The sequence below is a fragment of the Variovorax sp. J2P1-31 genome (assembly GCF_030317215.1).
GTDB lineage: Bacteria > Pseudomonadota > Gammaproteobacteria > Burkholderiales > Burkholderiaceae_C > Variovorax.
This window is the reverse complement of the sequence record NZ_JASZYA010000001.1, coordinates 2,193,186-2,207,472: the sequence shown is the minus strand read 5'-3', so window position 1 is coordinate 2,207,472 and position 14,287 is coordinate 2,193,186. Positions and strand designations below refer to the sequence as shown.

The 14,287-nt window shown below is 69.1% G+C and carries 14 protein-coding genes; 8 read left to right on the top strand and 6 right to left on the bottom strand.

Features of this window, described 5'->3' with window-relative positions; all coding sequences use genetic code 11:
* Positions 1-20: 20 nt before the first annotated feature.
* On the bottom strand, positions 21-1,298 hold the full coding sequence (locus tag QTI20_RS10265) for a hypothetical protein (RefSeq protein WP_286548094.1): 1,278 nt from the start codon (positions 1,296-1,298) through the stop codon (positions 21-23).
* Between QTI20_RS10265 and QTI20_RS10260 the strand changes: the two genes are divergently transcribed.
* The 3 genes from QTI20_RS10260 (at position 1,297) to QTI20_RS10250 (ending at position 4,449) form a co-directional block, all read left to right on the top strand.
* The gene (locus QTI20_RS10260) at positions 1,297-1,470 is read left to right on the top strand and encodes a hypothetical protein (RefSeq protein WP_286548096.1); all 174 of its coding nucleotides are present in this window, start codon (positions 1,297-1,299) and stop codon (positions 1,468-1,470) included. The genes QTI20_RS10265 and QTI20_RS10260 overlap by 2 nt on opposite strands.
* Positions 1,471-1,802: 332 nt before the next feature.
* Positions 1,803-3,083 carry an acetate kinase gene (locus QTI20_RS10255; RefSeq protein ID WP_286548097.1) on the top strand — a complete coding sequence of 427 codons (1,281 nt, stop codon included), beginning with the start codon at positions 1,803-1,805 and terminating at the stop codon, positions 3,081-3,083.
* 7 nt (positions 3,084-3,090) lie between these two features.
* Entirely contained in the window at positions 3,091-4,449 is a 1,359-nt protein-coding gene (locus tag QTI20_RS10250) for a sigma-54 dependent transcriptional regulator (RefSeq protein ID WP_286548098.1), read from the top strand.
* On the opposite strand, the gene QTI20_RS10245 is transcribed toward QTI20_RS10250, so the two are convergent.
* Positions 4,433-5,332 (bottom strand): LysR family transcriptional regulator, encoded by a 900-nt coding sequence (locus tag QTI20_RS10245; protein WP_286548100.1) that lies wholly within the window; start codon positions 5,330-5,332, stop codon positions 4,433-4,435. The two genes, QTI20_RS10250 and QTI20_RS10245, sit on opposite strands and share 17 nt — an antisense overlap.
* A gap of 107 nt (positions 5,333-5,439) precedes the next feature.
* Here QTI20_RS10245 and QTI20_RS10240 point away from each other — a divergent pair, with 107 nt between their 5' ends.
* The 5 genes from QTI20_RS10240 (at position 5,440) to mmsB (ending at position 10,833) form a co-directional block, all read left to right on the top strand.
* Complete coding sequence (locus QTI20_RS10240; RefSeq protein ID WP_286548101.1) at positions 5,440-6,963, top strand: CoA-acylating methylmalonate-semialdehyde dehydrogenase; 1,524 nt, start codon at positions 5,440-5,442, stop codon at positions 6,961-6,963.
* Positions 6,960-7,352 carry a lysozyme inhibitor LprI family protein gene (locus QTI20_RS10235; RefSeq protein ID WP_286548103.1) on the top strand — a complete coding sequence of 131 codons (393 nt, stop codon included), beginning with the start codon at positions 6,960-6,962 and terminating at the stop codon, positions 7,350-7,352. The genes QTI20_RS10240 and QTI20_RS10235 overlap by 4 nt, the downstream gene beginning before the upstream one ends.
* The gene (locus QTI20_RS10230; protein WP_286548104.1) at positions 7,349-8,503 is read left to right on the top strand and encodes an acyl-CoA dehydrogenase family protein; all 1,155 of its coding nucleotides are present in this window, start codon (positions 7,349-7,351) and stop codon (positions 8,501-8,503) included. Before QTI20_RS10235 ends, QTI20_RS10230 begins: the two co-directional genes overlap by 4 nt.
* Before the next feature lie 158 nt (positions 8,504-8,661).
* Positions 8,662-9,777 carry an enoyl-CoA hydratase/isomerase family protein gene (locus QTI20_RS10225; RefSeq protein ID WP_286548105.1) on the top strand — a complete coding sequence of 372 codons (1,116 nt, stop codon included), beginning with the start codon at positions 8,662-8,664 and terminating at the stop codon, positions 9,775-9,777.
* Between the two features lie 159 nt (positions 9,778-9,936).
* Positions 9,937-10,833, top strand: coding sequence for a 3-hydroxyisobutyrate dehydrogenase (gene mmsB, locus QTI20_RS10220; protein ID WP_286548107.1), 897 nt, complete (start codon positions 9,937-9,939; stop codon positions 10,831-10,833).
* A gap of 41 nt (positions 10,834-10,874) precedes the next feature.
* Here mmsB and QTI20_RS10215 read toward each other — a convergent pair whose 3' ends face one another.
* The 4 genes from QTI20_RS10215 to QTI20_RS10200 form a co-directional block, all read right to left on the bottom strand.
* Positions 10,875-11,192 (bottom strand): cell envelope biogenesis protein TolA, encoded by a 318-nt coding sequence (locus QTI20_RS10215; RefSeq protein ID WP_286548108.1) that lies wholly within the window; start codon positions 11,190-11,192, stop codon positions 10,875-10,877.
* Positions 11,193-11,365: 173 nt separating this feature from the next.
* Positions 11,366-11,917 (bottom strand): hypothetical protein, encoded by a 552-nt coding sequence (locus QTI20_RS10210; protein WP_286548110.1) that lies wholly within the window; start codon positions 11,915-11,917, stop codon positions 11,366-11,368.
* Between the two features lie 109 nt (positions 11,918-12,026).
* Positions 12,027-12,965 (bottom strand): ZIP family metal transporter, encoded by a 939-nt coding sequence (locus QTI20_RS10205; protein WP_503011825.1) that lies wholly within the window; start codon positions 12,963-12,965, stop codon positions 12,027-12,029.
* Positions 12,966-13,037: 72 nt separating this feature from the next.
* Positions 13,038-14,018 (bottom strand): ferritin-like domain-containing protein, encoded by a 981-nt coding sequence (locus QTI20_RS10200; RefSeq protein WP_353507253.1) that lies wholly within the window; start codon positions 14,016-14,018, stop codon positions 13,038-13,040.
* Between the last annotated feature and the right edge of the window lie 269 nt (positions 14,019-14,287).

The window sequence follows — 14,287 nt, the reverse complement described above, 5'->3', positions numbered from 1 at the left end:
GCCATGGACCCGGCAGCGACTCAGCGCACGCTCAGGTTGGCCTGGACGTTGACGCTCTGCTGCACCAGGCTGCTGATCCCGCTCTGCTGGTTGGCGATCATGATGCCGGCGGCCGACTGCCCGACCGAGGTCATGGTGTTGGACATGTTGAAGGTCCCCGCGCTCACGGTGTTGGTACCGCCGGCGCCACCGGTGCCGCCCTGGCCGACACCGCCGGTGCCGCCCATCGCGGTGTTGGTGCCGCCGCTGCCCGCGCCGCCTGCGCCGCCCGTGCCGCTGCCGCCCGCACCGCCGTTGCCGGCCGTGTTGTTGCCGTTGCTGGCGCTGCCGTTGGTGGCACTGCCGTTGGTGGCCGCGCCGCCCGCGCCGCCGGTGCCGTTGCCCGCCGTGCGCGGCCCGGTGTTGGCGGTCATCGGCGAGCCGCCGGTCCCACCCGCACCACCCGCTGCGCCGGTGCCGGTGCCCGTGCCGCCCGCGCCGCCGGTGCCGGTGTTGCCGCTGGTGCCGCCGTCGCCGCTGGCGAGCATGCCGCCACCGTTGGCGCTGCCGCTGGCACCGGTCAGGCCGCCGTTGCCGCCACTGCCGCTGCCGCCACCGCCGCCGCCGCCACCGGCGCCGTTGGCCGTGGCCGAGCCGCTGGAGTTGCTGCCCGAGGCACTGCCGCCCGAGCCCCTGCCGCCGTCACCCGCCGATGAACTGCCGTTGGTGGCGCTGCCGTGGCTGATGGCGCCGTTGGAAGCGCTGCCGCCGGTCGCGCCCACGGCGCCGGTGCCCACGGCACCGTTGCCGCCCACACCCGCGCCGTCGGCCGTGCCGCCCGCGCCCTTGCCGCCATAGCCGCCGTAGCCCGTGCCGCCGGCCGAGGAGCCGCTGTTGTAGGCGTAGTTGCCGATGCCGTGCACCGTGTTGCCGGTGACCACGCCGCTCAGCGTGCTGCTGGCCGTGGCGGTGGTGACGTTGAAGGCGTTCGAGAAGGTGCCCGTGGAGCCGTTGTTGAGCGCCACCGAGCGTTCGGCGGCCGCGCGTGCGGCGCCGGAATTGCGGTTGGTGCTCTGGTCACGGCTGTCGCTGGTGCGCAGGTTCGTGCTGGAGTCGGTCTTGGTGGTGGTGGTGGTCTTGGTGTAGGTCTTGGTGTCGGTATCGGTTTTGGTGCTGGTGTTCGTGCTGTTGTCCTGCCAGGCCCGCGCGTCGTCCGCCGCGTTGGCCCCGCTGCCCGACTGGGTGATGTCCGCCAGCACGGCCGTGGACGCGAATCCCAGGCCGAGCGCAATGGCCGAAGCCAGAAGTGTCTTGTTCATGAAGTCTCCAGAAAGTTGGTTGAAGTTCGAGCCAAGAGTTGTGCTGACGCGCAACGGTTCGCTCAATGCAAATTCAATGCCAATACTTTTGGCTGCAGGTGGCGAAGAAATCCGATCTGTTTTTACAGCTTCGAACATCCTCGAATCAGCGGCTTTTGTCACATCGATGTGACACCGGATCTCCTGATCGAAAAATGAAGTCCATGAAAATCAATCACTTGGCGATTCGGGTCTGTCGAATATTCTGTCTCGTGCCCGGTGCTATGGCGTTCGCAATAGGCCGAATTGCCGATAAAAAATGCATTCATTCGAATATGAGGAATTGATCCGTTTGGGCCGCAACGAAACACTGAAAGTAGTAAGAAACAAAGATTAACAATTATTTCGGATGGAAATTCATGTGCGGGAACCCGGCTCGATAGCATGCGTTGCAACGAAAGTTCCAAAAAGAAATGAGGGGCCGGCATGCGACAACCAAGAGCCTTTAAGAACCTGGTCCTCTGCATGAGCGCCGCGACCGCCTGGGGGGTGGTCGAGGCCCAGCAGGCGCCGCCTTCCGCGCCGACCGCGCCGCGCCGGGCGCCCGCCGCGCTGACCGACCTGCAGCGGCAGGTGGCCGAGCAGGCCCGCGAGATCGAGGCGTTGAAGCAGTCGATGGCGCAGCAGGCATCGCGCTACGACGAACTCGAGCGTTCGCTGGCGGAGAACAGGAACGCTTCCGACCGGGCCACCGCCGCGGCGACCGCGGCCACGGCGGCGGTCGACAACCGGCCGGTCGCCGCCGCGCCACCGCGTTCCATCCAGGTGGGCCAGGCGCCGAGCCAGGACACGCGGCTCAACGTGGCGCCGCTGTTCGAGCAGCCGGGCATCCTCACGCCCAAGGGGACGATGGTGCTCGAGCCCTCGCTCCAGTACGCCTACTCGTCGAGCAACCAGGTGGCGCTGGTGGGCTACACCATCATCCCCTCGCTGCTGATCGGGCTGGTCGACGTCCGGCAGGTCAAGCAGAACACCCTCACCAGCGCGCTGACCGGCCGCTTCGGCATCACCAACCGCTTCGAGATCGAGGCCCGCGTGCCTTATGTCTACCGCTCGAACTCCACGGTGAGCCGTGAGATCTTCACCGGCTCGGCCATCGACAACGTGTTCGAGACCAGCGGCCGGCACCTGGGCGATGCCGAGGTCACGGCGCGCTACCAGCTCAACGAGGGCGACGCATCCACGCCCTACATGATCGGCACGCTGCGCTTCAAGTCGCGCACCGGCAAGGACCCGTTCGAGGTGGTCACCGACTGCGTCACGCGCTGCGTCGGCAACACCACCGGCACCGGCCTGCCGCTGGACCTGCCCACGGGCTCGGGCTTCTACACGCTGCAGCCCGGGCTCACCTGGCTGTTCCCCTCGGACCCGGTGGTGTTCTTCGGCAGCTTCAGCTACGCCTACAACTTCAAGCGCAGCAACGTGAGCCGCGAAGTGCTCGGCGGCCAGCGCGAGTTCCTGGGCGACTTCCGGGCCGGCGACATCATCGGCATGAACTTCGGCATGGGCCTGGCGCTCAACGACAAGTCCTCGTTCAGCATCGGCGTCGACCTGAACTCGGTCGGCCGCGTCAAGCAGAACGGCGTGCCGGTGCCGGGCTCGGTGCGCACGCAGCTCGCCACGCTGATGCTGGGCTACTCCTACCGCTACGACCCGAAGCGGACGGTGAACATTTCGGTCGGGGCCGGTCTGACACGCGACACCCCCGACCTCACGCTCACCGCACGCATTCCCTTCTCCTTCTAGTGCGGCCATGGTCGCGCGACGACTCCTCTGCGTGGCGCCGGGTGGTCGGCCGCAGCCCCTGCGCGAGACGCAGCTGCGGGCCGAGGCCTGGGAGCTGAGCTGGGCCTCCGACCTGGTCTCGGCGCGACGGCTGCAGCAGCGGCTGGACATCGGCTTCGGCCTGCTGCTGCTCGATCAGGTGGATGCGGTGCTCGTCGAGGAGATCGCCACCCTGGTCGCGCCGGGCACCGACGGCGCGCAATGGATCGCGGTCTTTCCGCCGCGCGCGCTCGAGCTGCCGTCCTTCCAGCAGCTGGTGCTCGAGGCCTTCTTCGACTACCACACGGAGCCGCTCGACCCGAATGGCCTGCTGCAGATCCTGGCGCGGGCCCACCGCCATGCCTGCCTGCGCGAAGCCTGCCGGCGCCCGGCCGCCGCGGGCGCGCCCGACGGCCTCGGCATGGTGGGCGAGAGCGAGACCATGGCGCGCCTGCGACGGCAGATCCAGAAGGTGGCCGCGACCGAGGCGCCGGTGCTGATCGGCGGCGAGAGCGGCAGCGGCAAGGAGCTGGCGGCGCAGGCGATCCATCGCGGCTCGGCGCGTTTCGGCGGCCCCTTCGTGGCGGTGAACTGCGGCGCCATCGTGCCGGCGCTCGCACAGTCCGAACTGTTCGGCCACGAGCGCGGCTCCTTCACCGGCGCCATGGCCGACCGGCGCGGCCTGATCGCCTCGGCGCAGGGCGGCACGCTGTTCCTCGACGAGATCGGCGACCTGCCGATCGAGCTGCAGACCAACCTGCTGCGCTTCCTGCAGGAGAAGACCATCCAGCGGGTCGGGGGCACGCGCAGCCTGGCGGTCGACGTGCGCGTGGTCGCGGCCTCGCACGTCGACCTGGCCGAGGCCGTGGCCAGCGGCAAGTTCCGCGAGGACCTCTATTACCGGTTGCATGTGCTGTCGATCACCGTGCCGCCCCTGCGCGAACGCAAGGAGGACGTGCCGATCCTGGCCCAGCATTTCTACCGCCGCTGCATGGCCGAGCTGAGCCGCGCGCGCGTCGACGGCTTCAGCCGGCAGGCCATCGCCGCCATGCTCGCGCACGACTGGCCGGGCAATGTGCGCGAGCTGTTCAACCGCGTGCAGCGCGCGCTGGTCATGACCGACAGCCGCCTGGTCTCGCCGGCCGACCTGGAGCTCGCCGGCGACGAGCGCGAGACCGGTGTCTGCCTCGATGCGGCCCGCACCCTGGCCGAAAGAGATGCCATCCGCCTCACGCTCGACCGCGTGGGCCGCAACGTGACCCATGCGGCACGCGAACTGGGTGTCTCACGGATGACGCTCTACCGCCTGATGGAGAAGCATCACATCGGGCTCAGCCGGGCGCTTTGAGCTGCAGCACGCCGCGCTGGCTCTCGACCGTCTCGCGCAGGAAGTTCCACACCGCCTGCATGCGTGCCAGATGCTTGGTCTCGGCCGGCATCGACATCCAGAAGGTGCGCGTGAAGTGCGCCAGCGCCGGCAGCACCGGTTTGAGCGACGCGTCGCGCTCGGCGACGAAGGCCGGCAGCACCGCGATGCCGTGGCCGGCCGCGGTGGCCGCATGCTGCGCCAGGATGCTGGTGCTGCGCAGCGCGAAGGCATCGGGCTTGTGCAGCTCGTCGAGGTACTGCAGTTCCTTGCTGAACAGCAGGTCGTCGACATAGCCGATGAAGCTGTGGCCCTGCAGGTCTTCGCGCGTCCGGATCGGGCCGTGCTGCGCGAGATAGGCCTTGGCGGCGTAGAGCCGCAGCGTGTAGTCGGTGAGCTTGCTCACCACCACCGGGCCGCGCGCCGGGCGCTCGAGCGAGATCACGATGTCGGCCTCGCGCCGCGACAGGTGCACCACCCGCGGCATGGCCAGCAGGTCGATCACCAGCCGCGGATGCTGACGTGCGAAGCCCGCGAGCTGCGGCGCCAGCACCACGGTGCCGAAGCCCTCGGTGACGCCGACCCGCACCACGCCCGACAGCCCCTCGTGCGAGGCCGGCGCCGCGCGCTCGACCGTGCGGAACGCGCCCTCCATCGCCTCGACCTGCGGCTGCAGGCGGCGGCCGGCCTCGGTGAGCCGGTGGCCGCCGGCCTCGCGCGAGAACAGCGGCGAGCCGACCTGCTTCTCCAGCGCCTGGATGCGCCGCGCGACGGTGGTGTGGTCGACCGCCAGCCGGCGGGCCGCGCTCTGCAGCGTGCCCGAGCGCGCGAGTTCGAGAAAGAAGCGCAGGTTGTCCCAGTCCATGCGTTGCGATTATGCAGATGGCGAGTGCATATTTGTCTATTGCCATTGCAAAAGTGCAAAGCTAGGATGGCCGGCTGCAACGTACGCATTCACCCGGAGACAACACCATGGACGCCACCACCACCCCGACCACCCAGGTCGCCACCGTCAAGCTGCTGATCGGCGGCAAGCTCGTCGAATCCAAGACGACCGAATGGCGCGACGTCGTCAACCCCGCGACGCAGCAGGTGCTCGCGCGCGTGCCCTTCGCCACGCCCGACGAGCTCGACGCCGCCGTGGCCTCGGCCAAGGAAGCCTTCAAGACCTGGCGCAAGACGCCCATCGGCGCGCGCGCCCGCATCTTCCTCAAGCTGCAGCAGCTGATCCGTGAAAACATGGGCGAGCTGGCCGCGATCCTCACGGCCGAACAGGGCAAGACCCTGCCCGACGCCGAAGGCGACGTGTTCCGCGGCCTCGAAGTGGTGGAGCACGCCTCGAACATCGGCAACCTGCAGCTGGGCGAGCTGGCCAACAACGTGGCCAACGGTGTCGACACCTACACGCTGCTGCAGCCGCTGGGCGTGTGCGCGGGCATCACGCCCTTCAACTTCCCCGCGATGATCCCGCTGTGGATGTTCCCGATGGCGATCGTCACCGGCAACACCTTCGTGCTCAAGCCCTCCGAGCAGGACCCGATGGTCACGATGCGCCTGTGCGAACTCGCGCTCGAAGCCGGCATTCCGCCCGGCGTGCTCAACGTCATCCATGGCGGCGAGGCCATCGTCAACGGCATCTGCGACCACAAGGACATCAAGGCGATCAGCTTCGTGGGCTCGACCAAGGTCGGCACGCACGTCTACAACCGCGCCACGCTCAACGGCAAGCGCGCCCAGTGCATGATGGGCGCGAAGAACCACGCGATCGTGATGCCCGACGCCAACAAGGAGCAGACGCTCAACGCCCTGGCCGGTGCGAGCTTCGGCGCCGCGGGCCAGCGCTGCATGGCGGTGTCGGTCGCGGTGCTGGTGGGCGAAGCCCGCAACTGGGTGCCCGAACTGATCGCCAAGGCCAAGACGCTGAAGATCGGTGCCGGCACCGAGAAGGGCGTGGACGTGGGGCCGCTGGTGTCCTGCGCCGCCTTCGACCGCGTCAACAGCCTGATCGAACGCGGCGAGGCCGACGGCGCCCAGCTGGTGCTCGACGGCCGCAAGCCCACGGTGCCCGGCTACGAGAAGGGCAACTTCGTCGGCCCGACGATCTTCACCGGCGTGAAGCCCGGCATGACCATCTATGACCAGGAAGTCTTCGGCCCGGTGCTGTGCATCGCCGATGCCGAAACCATCGACGAAGCGATCGAGCTGATCAACAGCAACCCGAACGGCAACGGCACCGCGATCTTCACCCAGTCGGGCGCCGCGGCACGCAAGTTCCAGGAAGACATCGACGTGGGCCAGGTGGGCATCAACGTGCCGATCCCGGTGCCGGTCCCGATGTTCTCGTTCACCGGTTCGCGCGCCTCCAAGCTCGGCGACCTGGGCCCCTACGGCAAGCAGGTCATCATGTTCTACACGCAGACCAAGACCGTGACCGCGCGCTGGTTCGACGACAGCACCGTGAGCCAGGGCGTCAACACCACGATCAGCCTCAAGTGAGGGGCGCGTTCCGCGCTGCGGTGGCGGCATCGGCCGTGCTGCTGTGCGCCGCGGGCGCGCAGGCGGCCGATGACGCGAACCCGCAGGACTGCCGGCCCGACGGCAACCAGATGCAGATGAACGCCTGCGCGGTGCGCGACTACCGCGCCGCCGACGTGGCGCTCAACATCCGTTACGGCGAGGTGATGAAGTCGCTGTCGCCGCAGGTGCGCACCGCGCTGCGCAACGAGCAACGGGCCTGGCTCAAGGGCCGCGACCCGGGTTGCAAGACCGCCTCAAAGGGCAGCGAAGGCGGCTCGATCTGGCCGCTGGTCTTCTACGGCTGCCTCGAACGGTCGACCCGCGAACGCACCGCCGCACTCGATCTCTGGAAGGGTCGTCAACAATGAATTTCGAACTGTCCGAAGAACAGAACGCCTTTGCCCAGACCGCGCGCGCATTCGCCGCGGCCGAATTCGCACCCCACGCCGCGCGCTGGGATGCCGAGTCCTTCTTCCCGAAAGACGCCATCGCCAAGGCCGGCGAGCTGGGCTTCTGCGGCCTCTACGCGCCCGAGCGCGTGGGCGGGCTCGCGCTGCCGCGCCTGGACGCCACGCTGGTGTTCGAGGAGATGGCCGCGGTCGACCCCTCGACCACGGCCTTCATCACCATCCACAACATGGCGACCTGGATGCTCGGGACCTGGGGCACCGAGGCGGTGTGCAAGACCTGGGGCGAAGACCTGACCAGCGGCCGCAAGCTGGCCTCGTACTGCCTGACCGAACCCGGCGCGGGCTCGGACGCGGGCTCGCTCAAGACGCGCGCCGAACTGCAGGGCGGCGACTACGTCATCAATGGCGGCAAGGCCTTCATCTCGGGCGCGGGCGCGACCGACGTGCTGGTGCTGATGGCGCGGACCGGCGGCGGTGGCGCGGGCGGCATCTCGGCCTTCGCGGTGCCGGCCGATGCGCCGGGCGTGAGCTACGGCAAGAAGGAGCACAAGATGGGCTGGAACAGCCAGCCCACGCGCACCATCAGCTTCGACAACGTGCGCGTGCCGGCCGACCACCTGCTGGGCGCCGAAGGCGAGGGCTTCCGCATCGCGATGAAGGGGCTCGACGGCGGGCGCATCAACATCGCGACCTGCTCGGTGGGCGCGGCGCAGGGCGCGCTGGACGCGGCGCGCGGCTACCTGCACGACCGCCAGCAGTTCGGCAAGCCGCTCGCGAGCTTCCAGGCGCTGCAGTTCAAGCTGGCCGACATGGCGACCGAACTGGTCGCGGCGCGCCAGATGGTGCGCATGGCCGCGAGCAAGCTCGATGCCGCGCACCCCGACGCCAGCACCTACTGCGCGATGGCCAAGCGCTTCGCGACCGACGCGGGCTTCAACGTCTGCAACGAGGCGCTGCAGCTGCATGGCGGCTACGGCTACCTGGCCGAATTTCCGTTGGAGCGCCTGGTGCGCGACACGCGCGTGCACCAGATCCTCGAAGGCACCAACGAGATCATGCGGGTCATCGTGGCGCGCAAGCTGCTGGAGGGCGACAGCGACATTCGCTGAGAAAATTCGGACTTCCGGACGCAGAGGACACGAAGATCTCGCAGAGGACGCAAAAGAACCCTGGAATGAAACCAGGCGATTCTGGTTTCCTTTGGGGCCCCTTTCTGCGAAACCTCTGCGTACTCTGCGTCCAGTCCCCGTATTCAACCACCTTGCTTATGACCGATCCTGTAGTTCTGTTCAAAGAAATCCCGACCGCCAACGGCCAGCGCTTCGGCATCGCCACGCTCAACGCACCCGCCTCGCTGAATGCGCTGTCGGTCGACATGGTGCGCCTGCTCACGCCGCAGCTGCGCGCCTGGGCGGCCGATGCGGGCATCGTCGGCGTGCTGATGGACGCGGCCGGCGAGAAGGCCTTCTGCGCCGGCGGCGACCTGCGCCAGCTCTACCAGACGCTGCTGGACTGCAAGGCCGAGCGCAACGAATACGCCGAGCGCTTCTTCGGCGAGGAATACGAGCTCGACCACCTGATCCACACCTTCCCCAAGCCCCTGGTCTGCTGGGGCCACGGCATCGTGATGGGCGGTGGCGTGGGCCTGATGGCGGGTTGCACGCACCGCGTGGTGACCGACGGCAGCCGCGTCGCGATGCCCGAGGTCAACATCGGCCTGTACCCCGACGTGGGCGGCAGCTGGTTCCTGCGCCGCGCGCCGGGCCGCACCGGCCTGTTCCTCGCGTTCACGGCTGCGCAAGTGAATGCGTCCGACGCCATCTTCGCCGGCCTGGCCGACGTGCTGGTGCCGCATGCGGCCAAGGCGCAGGTGCTCGAAGCCATCACCACCGCAGCCTGGAAGGGCACGCCCGAGGCCGACCGCGCGCTGATGTCGAAGCTGCTGGCGCAGGCGGGCGAGGGCGCCGCGGTGCCGGCGTCGAAGCTGCGCGAGCACTACGACCTGATCAACGCCACGCTGGCCGGCGAGGACCTGCTCGCCATCGACCAGCGCCTGCGCGCGCTGCAGAGCGACGACCCCTGGCTGCAGACCGCCGTGAAGACCTATGCCAAGGGCGCGCCGAGTTCGGTCGCGCTGTCGTGGGCGCTGTGGCAGCGCGTGCCGCGCATGTCGCTGGCCGAGGTGTTCAGGCTCGAGTACTGGGCCTCGCTGGGCTTCTGCGCCCACGCCGATTTCGCCGAAGGCATCCGCGCGGTGCTGGTCGACAAGGACCGCAACCCGAAGTGGAACCCGACCACGCTGGCCGAGATCACGCCGGCCTTCGTCGAGGACCACCTGCGCGTGCGCGGCGAGATGGCGCCGGAGCTGGTCGGGCTGGTCTGAGAGATCGGACAGCCGGACGCAGAAGGCGCAGAGGTTTCGCAGAGGACGCAGAAGGGAAAAATTTCTGAAGGATTCTTTTGCGCCTTCTGCGCAATCTTTGCGTCCTCTGCGTCCTGTCCCCGCACCCGCATCCGCATTCAAACAACCTGGAGACAAGCAATGAAGATCGCATTCATCGGACTCGGCAACATGGGCGGCCCGATGGCCCTGAACCTGCACAAGGCCGGCCACACGCTCAGCGCCTTCGACCTGTCGAAGGAAGCCTGCGCCAGGTTCGCGGCCGAGGGCCTGCCGATCGCCGCCTCGGCGGCGGCCACGCTCGAGGGCGCCGAGGTCGTGGTCAGCATGCTGCCGGCCAGCGCGCACGTCGAGGGGCTCTACCTGGGCAGCAACGGCCAGCCCGGCATCCTCGAGCAGATCGCGGCGGGCACGCTGGTGATCGACAGCAGCACCATCGCCGCGGCGACCTCGCGCAAGGTGGCCGAGGCTGCCTCGAAGCGCGGCGTGGCCGTGATCGATGCGCCGGTGTCGGGCGGCACGGGCGGTGCCATCGCGGGCACGCTGACCTTCATGGTCGGCGGCAGCGAGGCCGACCTCGAGCGCGCGCGGCCGGTGCTGGAGAAGATGGGCGCGAACATCTTCCACGCGGGCGCGGCCGGTGCCGGCCAGACCGCGAAGATCTGCAACAACATGCTGTTGGGCATTTTGATGATCGGCACCTCCGAAGCCATCGCGCTCGGCGTGGCGAACGGGCTCGACCCCAAGGTGCTGTCGGAGATCATGCGCCGCAGCTCGGGCGGCAACTGGGCGCTCGAGAAGTACAACCCGCTGCCGGGCGTGATGGAAACCGCGCCCGCCTCGAAGAACTACGCGGGCGGCTTCGGCACCGACCTCATGCTCAAGGACCTGGGCCTCGCGCAGGAGAACGCGGCCGCGGTGCGCGCTTCCACGCCGTTGGGCGGCCTGGCGCGCAACCTCTATGCGGCGCACAGCCTGGCCGGCCACGGCGCGCTCGATTTCTCGAGCGTGATCAAGCTGGTCCAGTCCAGGACCTGAGCCTGACCCACTGCGGCGGCGGCGGACTCAGTCCCGCCTGCTTACTTGGGCGTGCCGCCCTGCATCGACGGGCGCTTGCCCGGACGGCGCTGGTCGCGCGTTTCGGCGCGCTTCTCGCCGGCCACGGCCGCGCGGTCGGTGCCGATCGCGCCGCCTTCGGGCGTGCGCGGTGCGTCGCCGGCCGGACCCTTCACCTGGCCCTGCGGACGGTTGTTCTTGCGCGCTTCGCCCGCCATCTCGGACTTGCCGGTGGCATAGCCCGGGGTGTTCGGCGGCACCGGCGCGCCCGGCGGGTTGGATTGCGCGTGGGCGGCGAAGGCGAACAGGCCGATGGCCGTGGCGGTGATGAACTTGTTCATGAGAGCTCCTGAAGGACGGGTGAGGGAAAGGGAAAGGAAAACGGTCTTCGCGGCATCGCGATGCGCGCGTCCTGTGGATACGCAGTGCGGCCAGGCATGGATGCTCGGTCGATGGCGCATCGCGGCGTGGGACGCGGCCCACAGCGCCGCGCGCCGAGGGACATGGGTGCGGCTCAATGGTCCCGCGCCACCGGCTGGTCGTTGACCCGCACGGCCTCGATCACGCGGCCGCTGCCGGTGACCAGCGCGCGCGCCGAGCCTTCGGCCGCGACCCAGTCGCCGACCTGCAGCCCCAGCGCGGCCAGACCGTCCGGGCGCGTGTGCACGAAGTCGCCGTTGTCCAGCACCACCCCATTGGCCTCGCCATGCCTGGCATGGTTGAAGCGGACCACCGTGCCCTTGGTGCCCTCGTGCGAGGGCGCGGGCTGCGGCGGCTGGCCATCGACACTGGCCAGGCGCTCGAAGCGGTAGACGGTGTGGGAGGCCGCACCCTTGGGCGACGGCGGTGCTTCCGTGCCTTCGATCACCAGCTTCTGGCCCACCTGCAGCGCGCCGAACAGCGCCACGCTGCCGGGGTCCTGGGCGTCGGTGACGAACTGCGTGGGCACGCCCTGGGTGTCGATCATCAGGCCCTCGATCGCGCCCTTGGGACTGAAGATCAGGTGCTGGAAGCGGCCTTTGACCGACCAGACGTCGATCTCGTGCGTGGGATGGCGAGCGGGCATGGTGCGATGTCGGTGAGGAAGAAGCCCCGACCCTAAGCGGTGCATGGCGCGCGCCATGCAGGAAAAGCGCCTGAAGCACCGTCGTCGGGCCGGCGCTCGCACGCGGCCATCAGGCCAGCGCCGTGTCCAGCAGCATCATCACCACGAAGCCCAGCATCAGCCCGCCGGTCGCATAGGCCTCGTGGCCCTTGCGGTGCGATTCGGGAATGATCTCGTGGCTGATCACGAACAGCATCGCGCCCGCGGCCAGCGCCAGGCCCCAGGGCAGCAGGCTCGCCGAGATGCCGATGACGGCGGCGCCGAACACGGCCGCGATCGGCTCGACCAGGCCGGACAACACGCCCAGCCCGGCCGACAGCCAGCGGCCATAGCCCACGCTGCGCAAGGCGAGCGCCACCACCATGCCCTCGGGCACGTCCTGGATCGAGATGCCGGTCGCGAGCGCAGTCGCGCCCACCGGGTCGGAGCCCGCGAAGGCCACGCCGATGGCCAGCCCTTCGGGCAGGTTGTGCAGCGAGATCGCGAGCACGAACAGCCACACGCGCTTGAGCGCACGCGCCTGCGGACCTTCGAGGCCCTTGACGAAATGCTCGTGCGGCACGAGCCGGTCGATGGCCAGCAGCAGCGCGGCACCGAGCAGGATGCCCATGCCCACGATGCCGCCCGCGCCCCAGCCGCCCGCGCCCTGGGCCTTGGCCGCGGCCAGCGCGGGGATCACGAGGGAGAACGAACTGGCGGCCAGCATCACGCCGGCGCCGAAGCCCAGCATGCTGTCGTAGGTGCGTTGCGAGAATTGTTGCGACAGCAGCACGGGCACGGTGCCCAGCGCGGTCGCGAAGGCGGCGAACAGCCCGCCGAGGATGGCGCCGCGCATGCGCGGGTCGCTGCCGTCGATGGCCTGCGCGGCCTGCCAGGCGAGCGCCGCGGCGCCGGCCAGCACGATGGCGAAGCCGATGCGGCGTCGCCAGGGGTGGTGGTGCGGCGGTGCGGGCCGACCCGCATCGACGGTGGCGGCAGAAGGGGCAACGGGCAGCGAAGGCAGGTCCATGGTCGACTCCTGGGGCGGGGTGCGGAAGGCCATGGCGGCGGATGCGCAAGCTGCGCATCCGCCGCCGATGGCTCAGGCGAAGGCCGAGCTCAGGTTCAGCGTGCCGTTGACGCCGCTCGGGAAGAAGCCGCCCTTGTCGGCCGCGGTGGGCGTCAGGTAGACGATGTTGAGCACGTCGCCCGGGGTCCGGCTGTAGGCGATGCCGTTGTCGTCGAGCGGCACGATGTTCGACATGCCGCCCGTGCCGGTGATGCCCTGGTCGTCGTCGATCGAGTTGTCCAGCGAATCGCGTGCGTTCGAGATCGCATCGGCACCGGTGCGCAGCGACGGCGTCTCGATGCCCTTCGCGTACAGCACCGTGCGCACCAGCCCCGCGTGGTAGGCCTCGGCCGCGAGGATGCCGGCGGCCGCCTCGAGGTAGGTCTTGTTGGCGATCAGCGGGGCCGCGCCCTTGTAAGCGGTCACGCCCACGTCCTCGAAGATGAAGGCGCCGAACAGGAAGGCCTCGTCGCTGGCATAGGGGTCGAAGGCCTCGCCCGCCTTGATCAGCCCGGCCGCGCGCGCCGCCGACGAGAAGGCGCCGTTCATGTCGGCGCTCACGTCGATGTCGGGCTGCGCCACCGCGGCGCTGCCCAGCACGCTGCGCAGGAAGCGCACGTGGTCGGCCTCGTCCTTGGCGATCTCGCGGGCGTACTGCGCCACCACCGGGTCCTTGAAGGGCACCGCATGGCCGCCCCGCACCGCGCCGCGCTTGCCGGTGCCGCCCAGCTGGCTCTCGGGCAGGCCGGTGCCGAACACCGCGTACTGGTAGAACTGGGCCTCGAGATACTCGAGGTTCAGCGCGAAGTTGAGGATGTCGATATCGCTCGGCCCGCCGCCGTTCGGCGTGGCCTGGCCGATCGCGTTGCCGCCACCGCCACCGCAGGCCGCGAGGATCGCGCCGCCGGCCATGCCCACCGCGAAGCCACCGCCCTTGCGGAAGAAACGTCGCCGGTCGGCGAGCTTCTCGGTGCGTTTTTGCAAGAGGTCCAGAGTCACAGGAATTCCAAGCATCACATCTCCTGAGCGGCACGCCTCGTTCCCGATGCAGTCACCGCAACAACGTTGACCACCGCGGTGCGAGATGCACCGCGGAGCGGATGGGGCGATCGGCAAGCAGCCGGTCGCCCTGCAGGGGGTACGGCCCGCGATGCGGCAACGGATGCAGCCACTGGTAAGCAGGCGTTGCCGCGCACCGAGGGTTTACGCGCGAGTCCCCAATGAAAAGCGAGGCGAAAAAATATTTGCGGATCGCTGCATCCAAAGCGGCGTCTGGTGGGTAG

Coding starts and splice junctions, on each gene's coding strand:
- QTI20_RS10260 (WP_286548096.1), top strand. CDS start 1,297: ATGAAGTCTCCAGAAAGTTGGTTGAAGTTCGAGCCAAGAGTTGTGCTG.
- QTI20_RS10265 (WP_286548094.1), bottom strand. CDS start 1,298: ATGAACAAGACACTTCTGGCTTCGGCCATTGCGCTCGGCCTGGGATTC.
- QTI20_RS10255 (WP_286548097.1), top strand. CDS start 1,803: ATGAGCGCCGCGACCGCCTGGGGGGTGGTCGAGGCCCAGCAGGCGCCG.
- QTI20_RS10250 (WP_286548098.1), top strand. CDS start 3,091: ATGGTCGCGCGACGACTCCTCTGCGTGGCGCCGGGTGGTCGGCCGCAG.
- QTI20_RS10245 (WP_286548100.1), bottom strand. CDS start 5,332: ATGGACTGGGACAACCTGCGCTTCTTTCTCGAACTCGCGCGCTCGGGC.
- QTI20_RS10240 (WP_286548101.1), top strand. CDS start 5,440: ATGGACGCCACCACCACCCCGACCACCCAGGTCGCCACCGTCAAGCTG.
- QTI20_RS10230 (WP_286548104.1), top strand. CDS start 7,349: ATGAATTTCGAACTGTCCGAAGAACAGAACGCCTTTGCCCAGACCGCG.
- QTI20_RS10225 (WP_286548105.1), top strand. CDS start 8,662: ATGACCGATCCTGTAGTTCTGTTCAAAGAAATCCCGACCGCCAACGGC.
- mmsB (WP_286548107.1), top strand. CDS start 9,937: ATGAAGATCGCATTCATCGGACTCGGCAACATGGGCGGCCCGATGGCC.
- QTI20_RS10215 (WP_286548108.1), bottom strand. CDS start 11,192: ATGAACAAGTTCATCACCGCCACGGCCATCGGCCTGTTCGCCTTCGCC.
- QTI20_RS10210 (WP_286548110.1), bottom strand. CDS start 11,917: ATGCCCGCTCGCCATCCCACGCACGAGATCGACGTCTGGTCGGTCAAA.
- QTI20_RS10205 (WP_503011825.1), bottom strand. CDS start 12,965: ATGGACCTGCCTTCGCTGCCCGTTGCCCCTTCTGCCGCCACCGTCGAT.
- QTI20_RS10200 (WP_353507253.1), bottom strand. CDS start 14,018: ATGCTTGGAATTCCTGTGACTCTGGACCTCTTGCAAAAACGCACCGAG.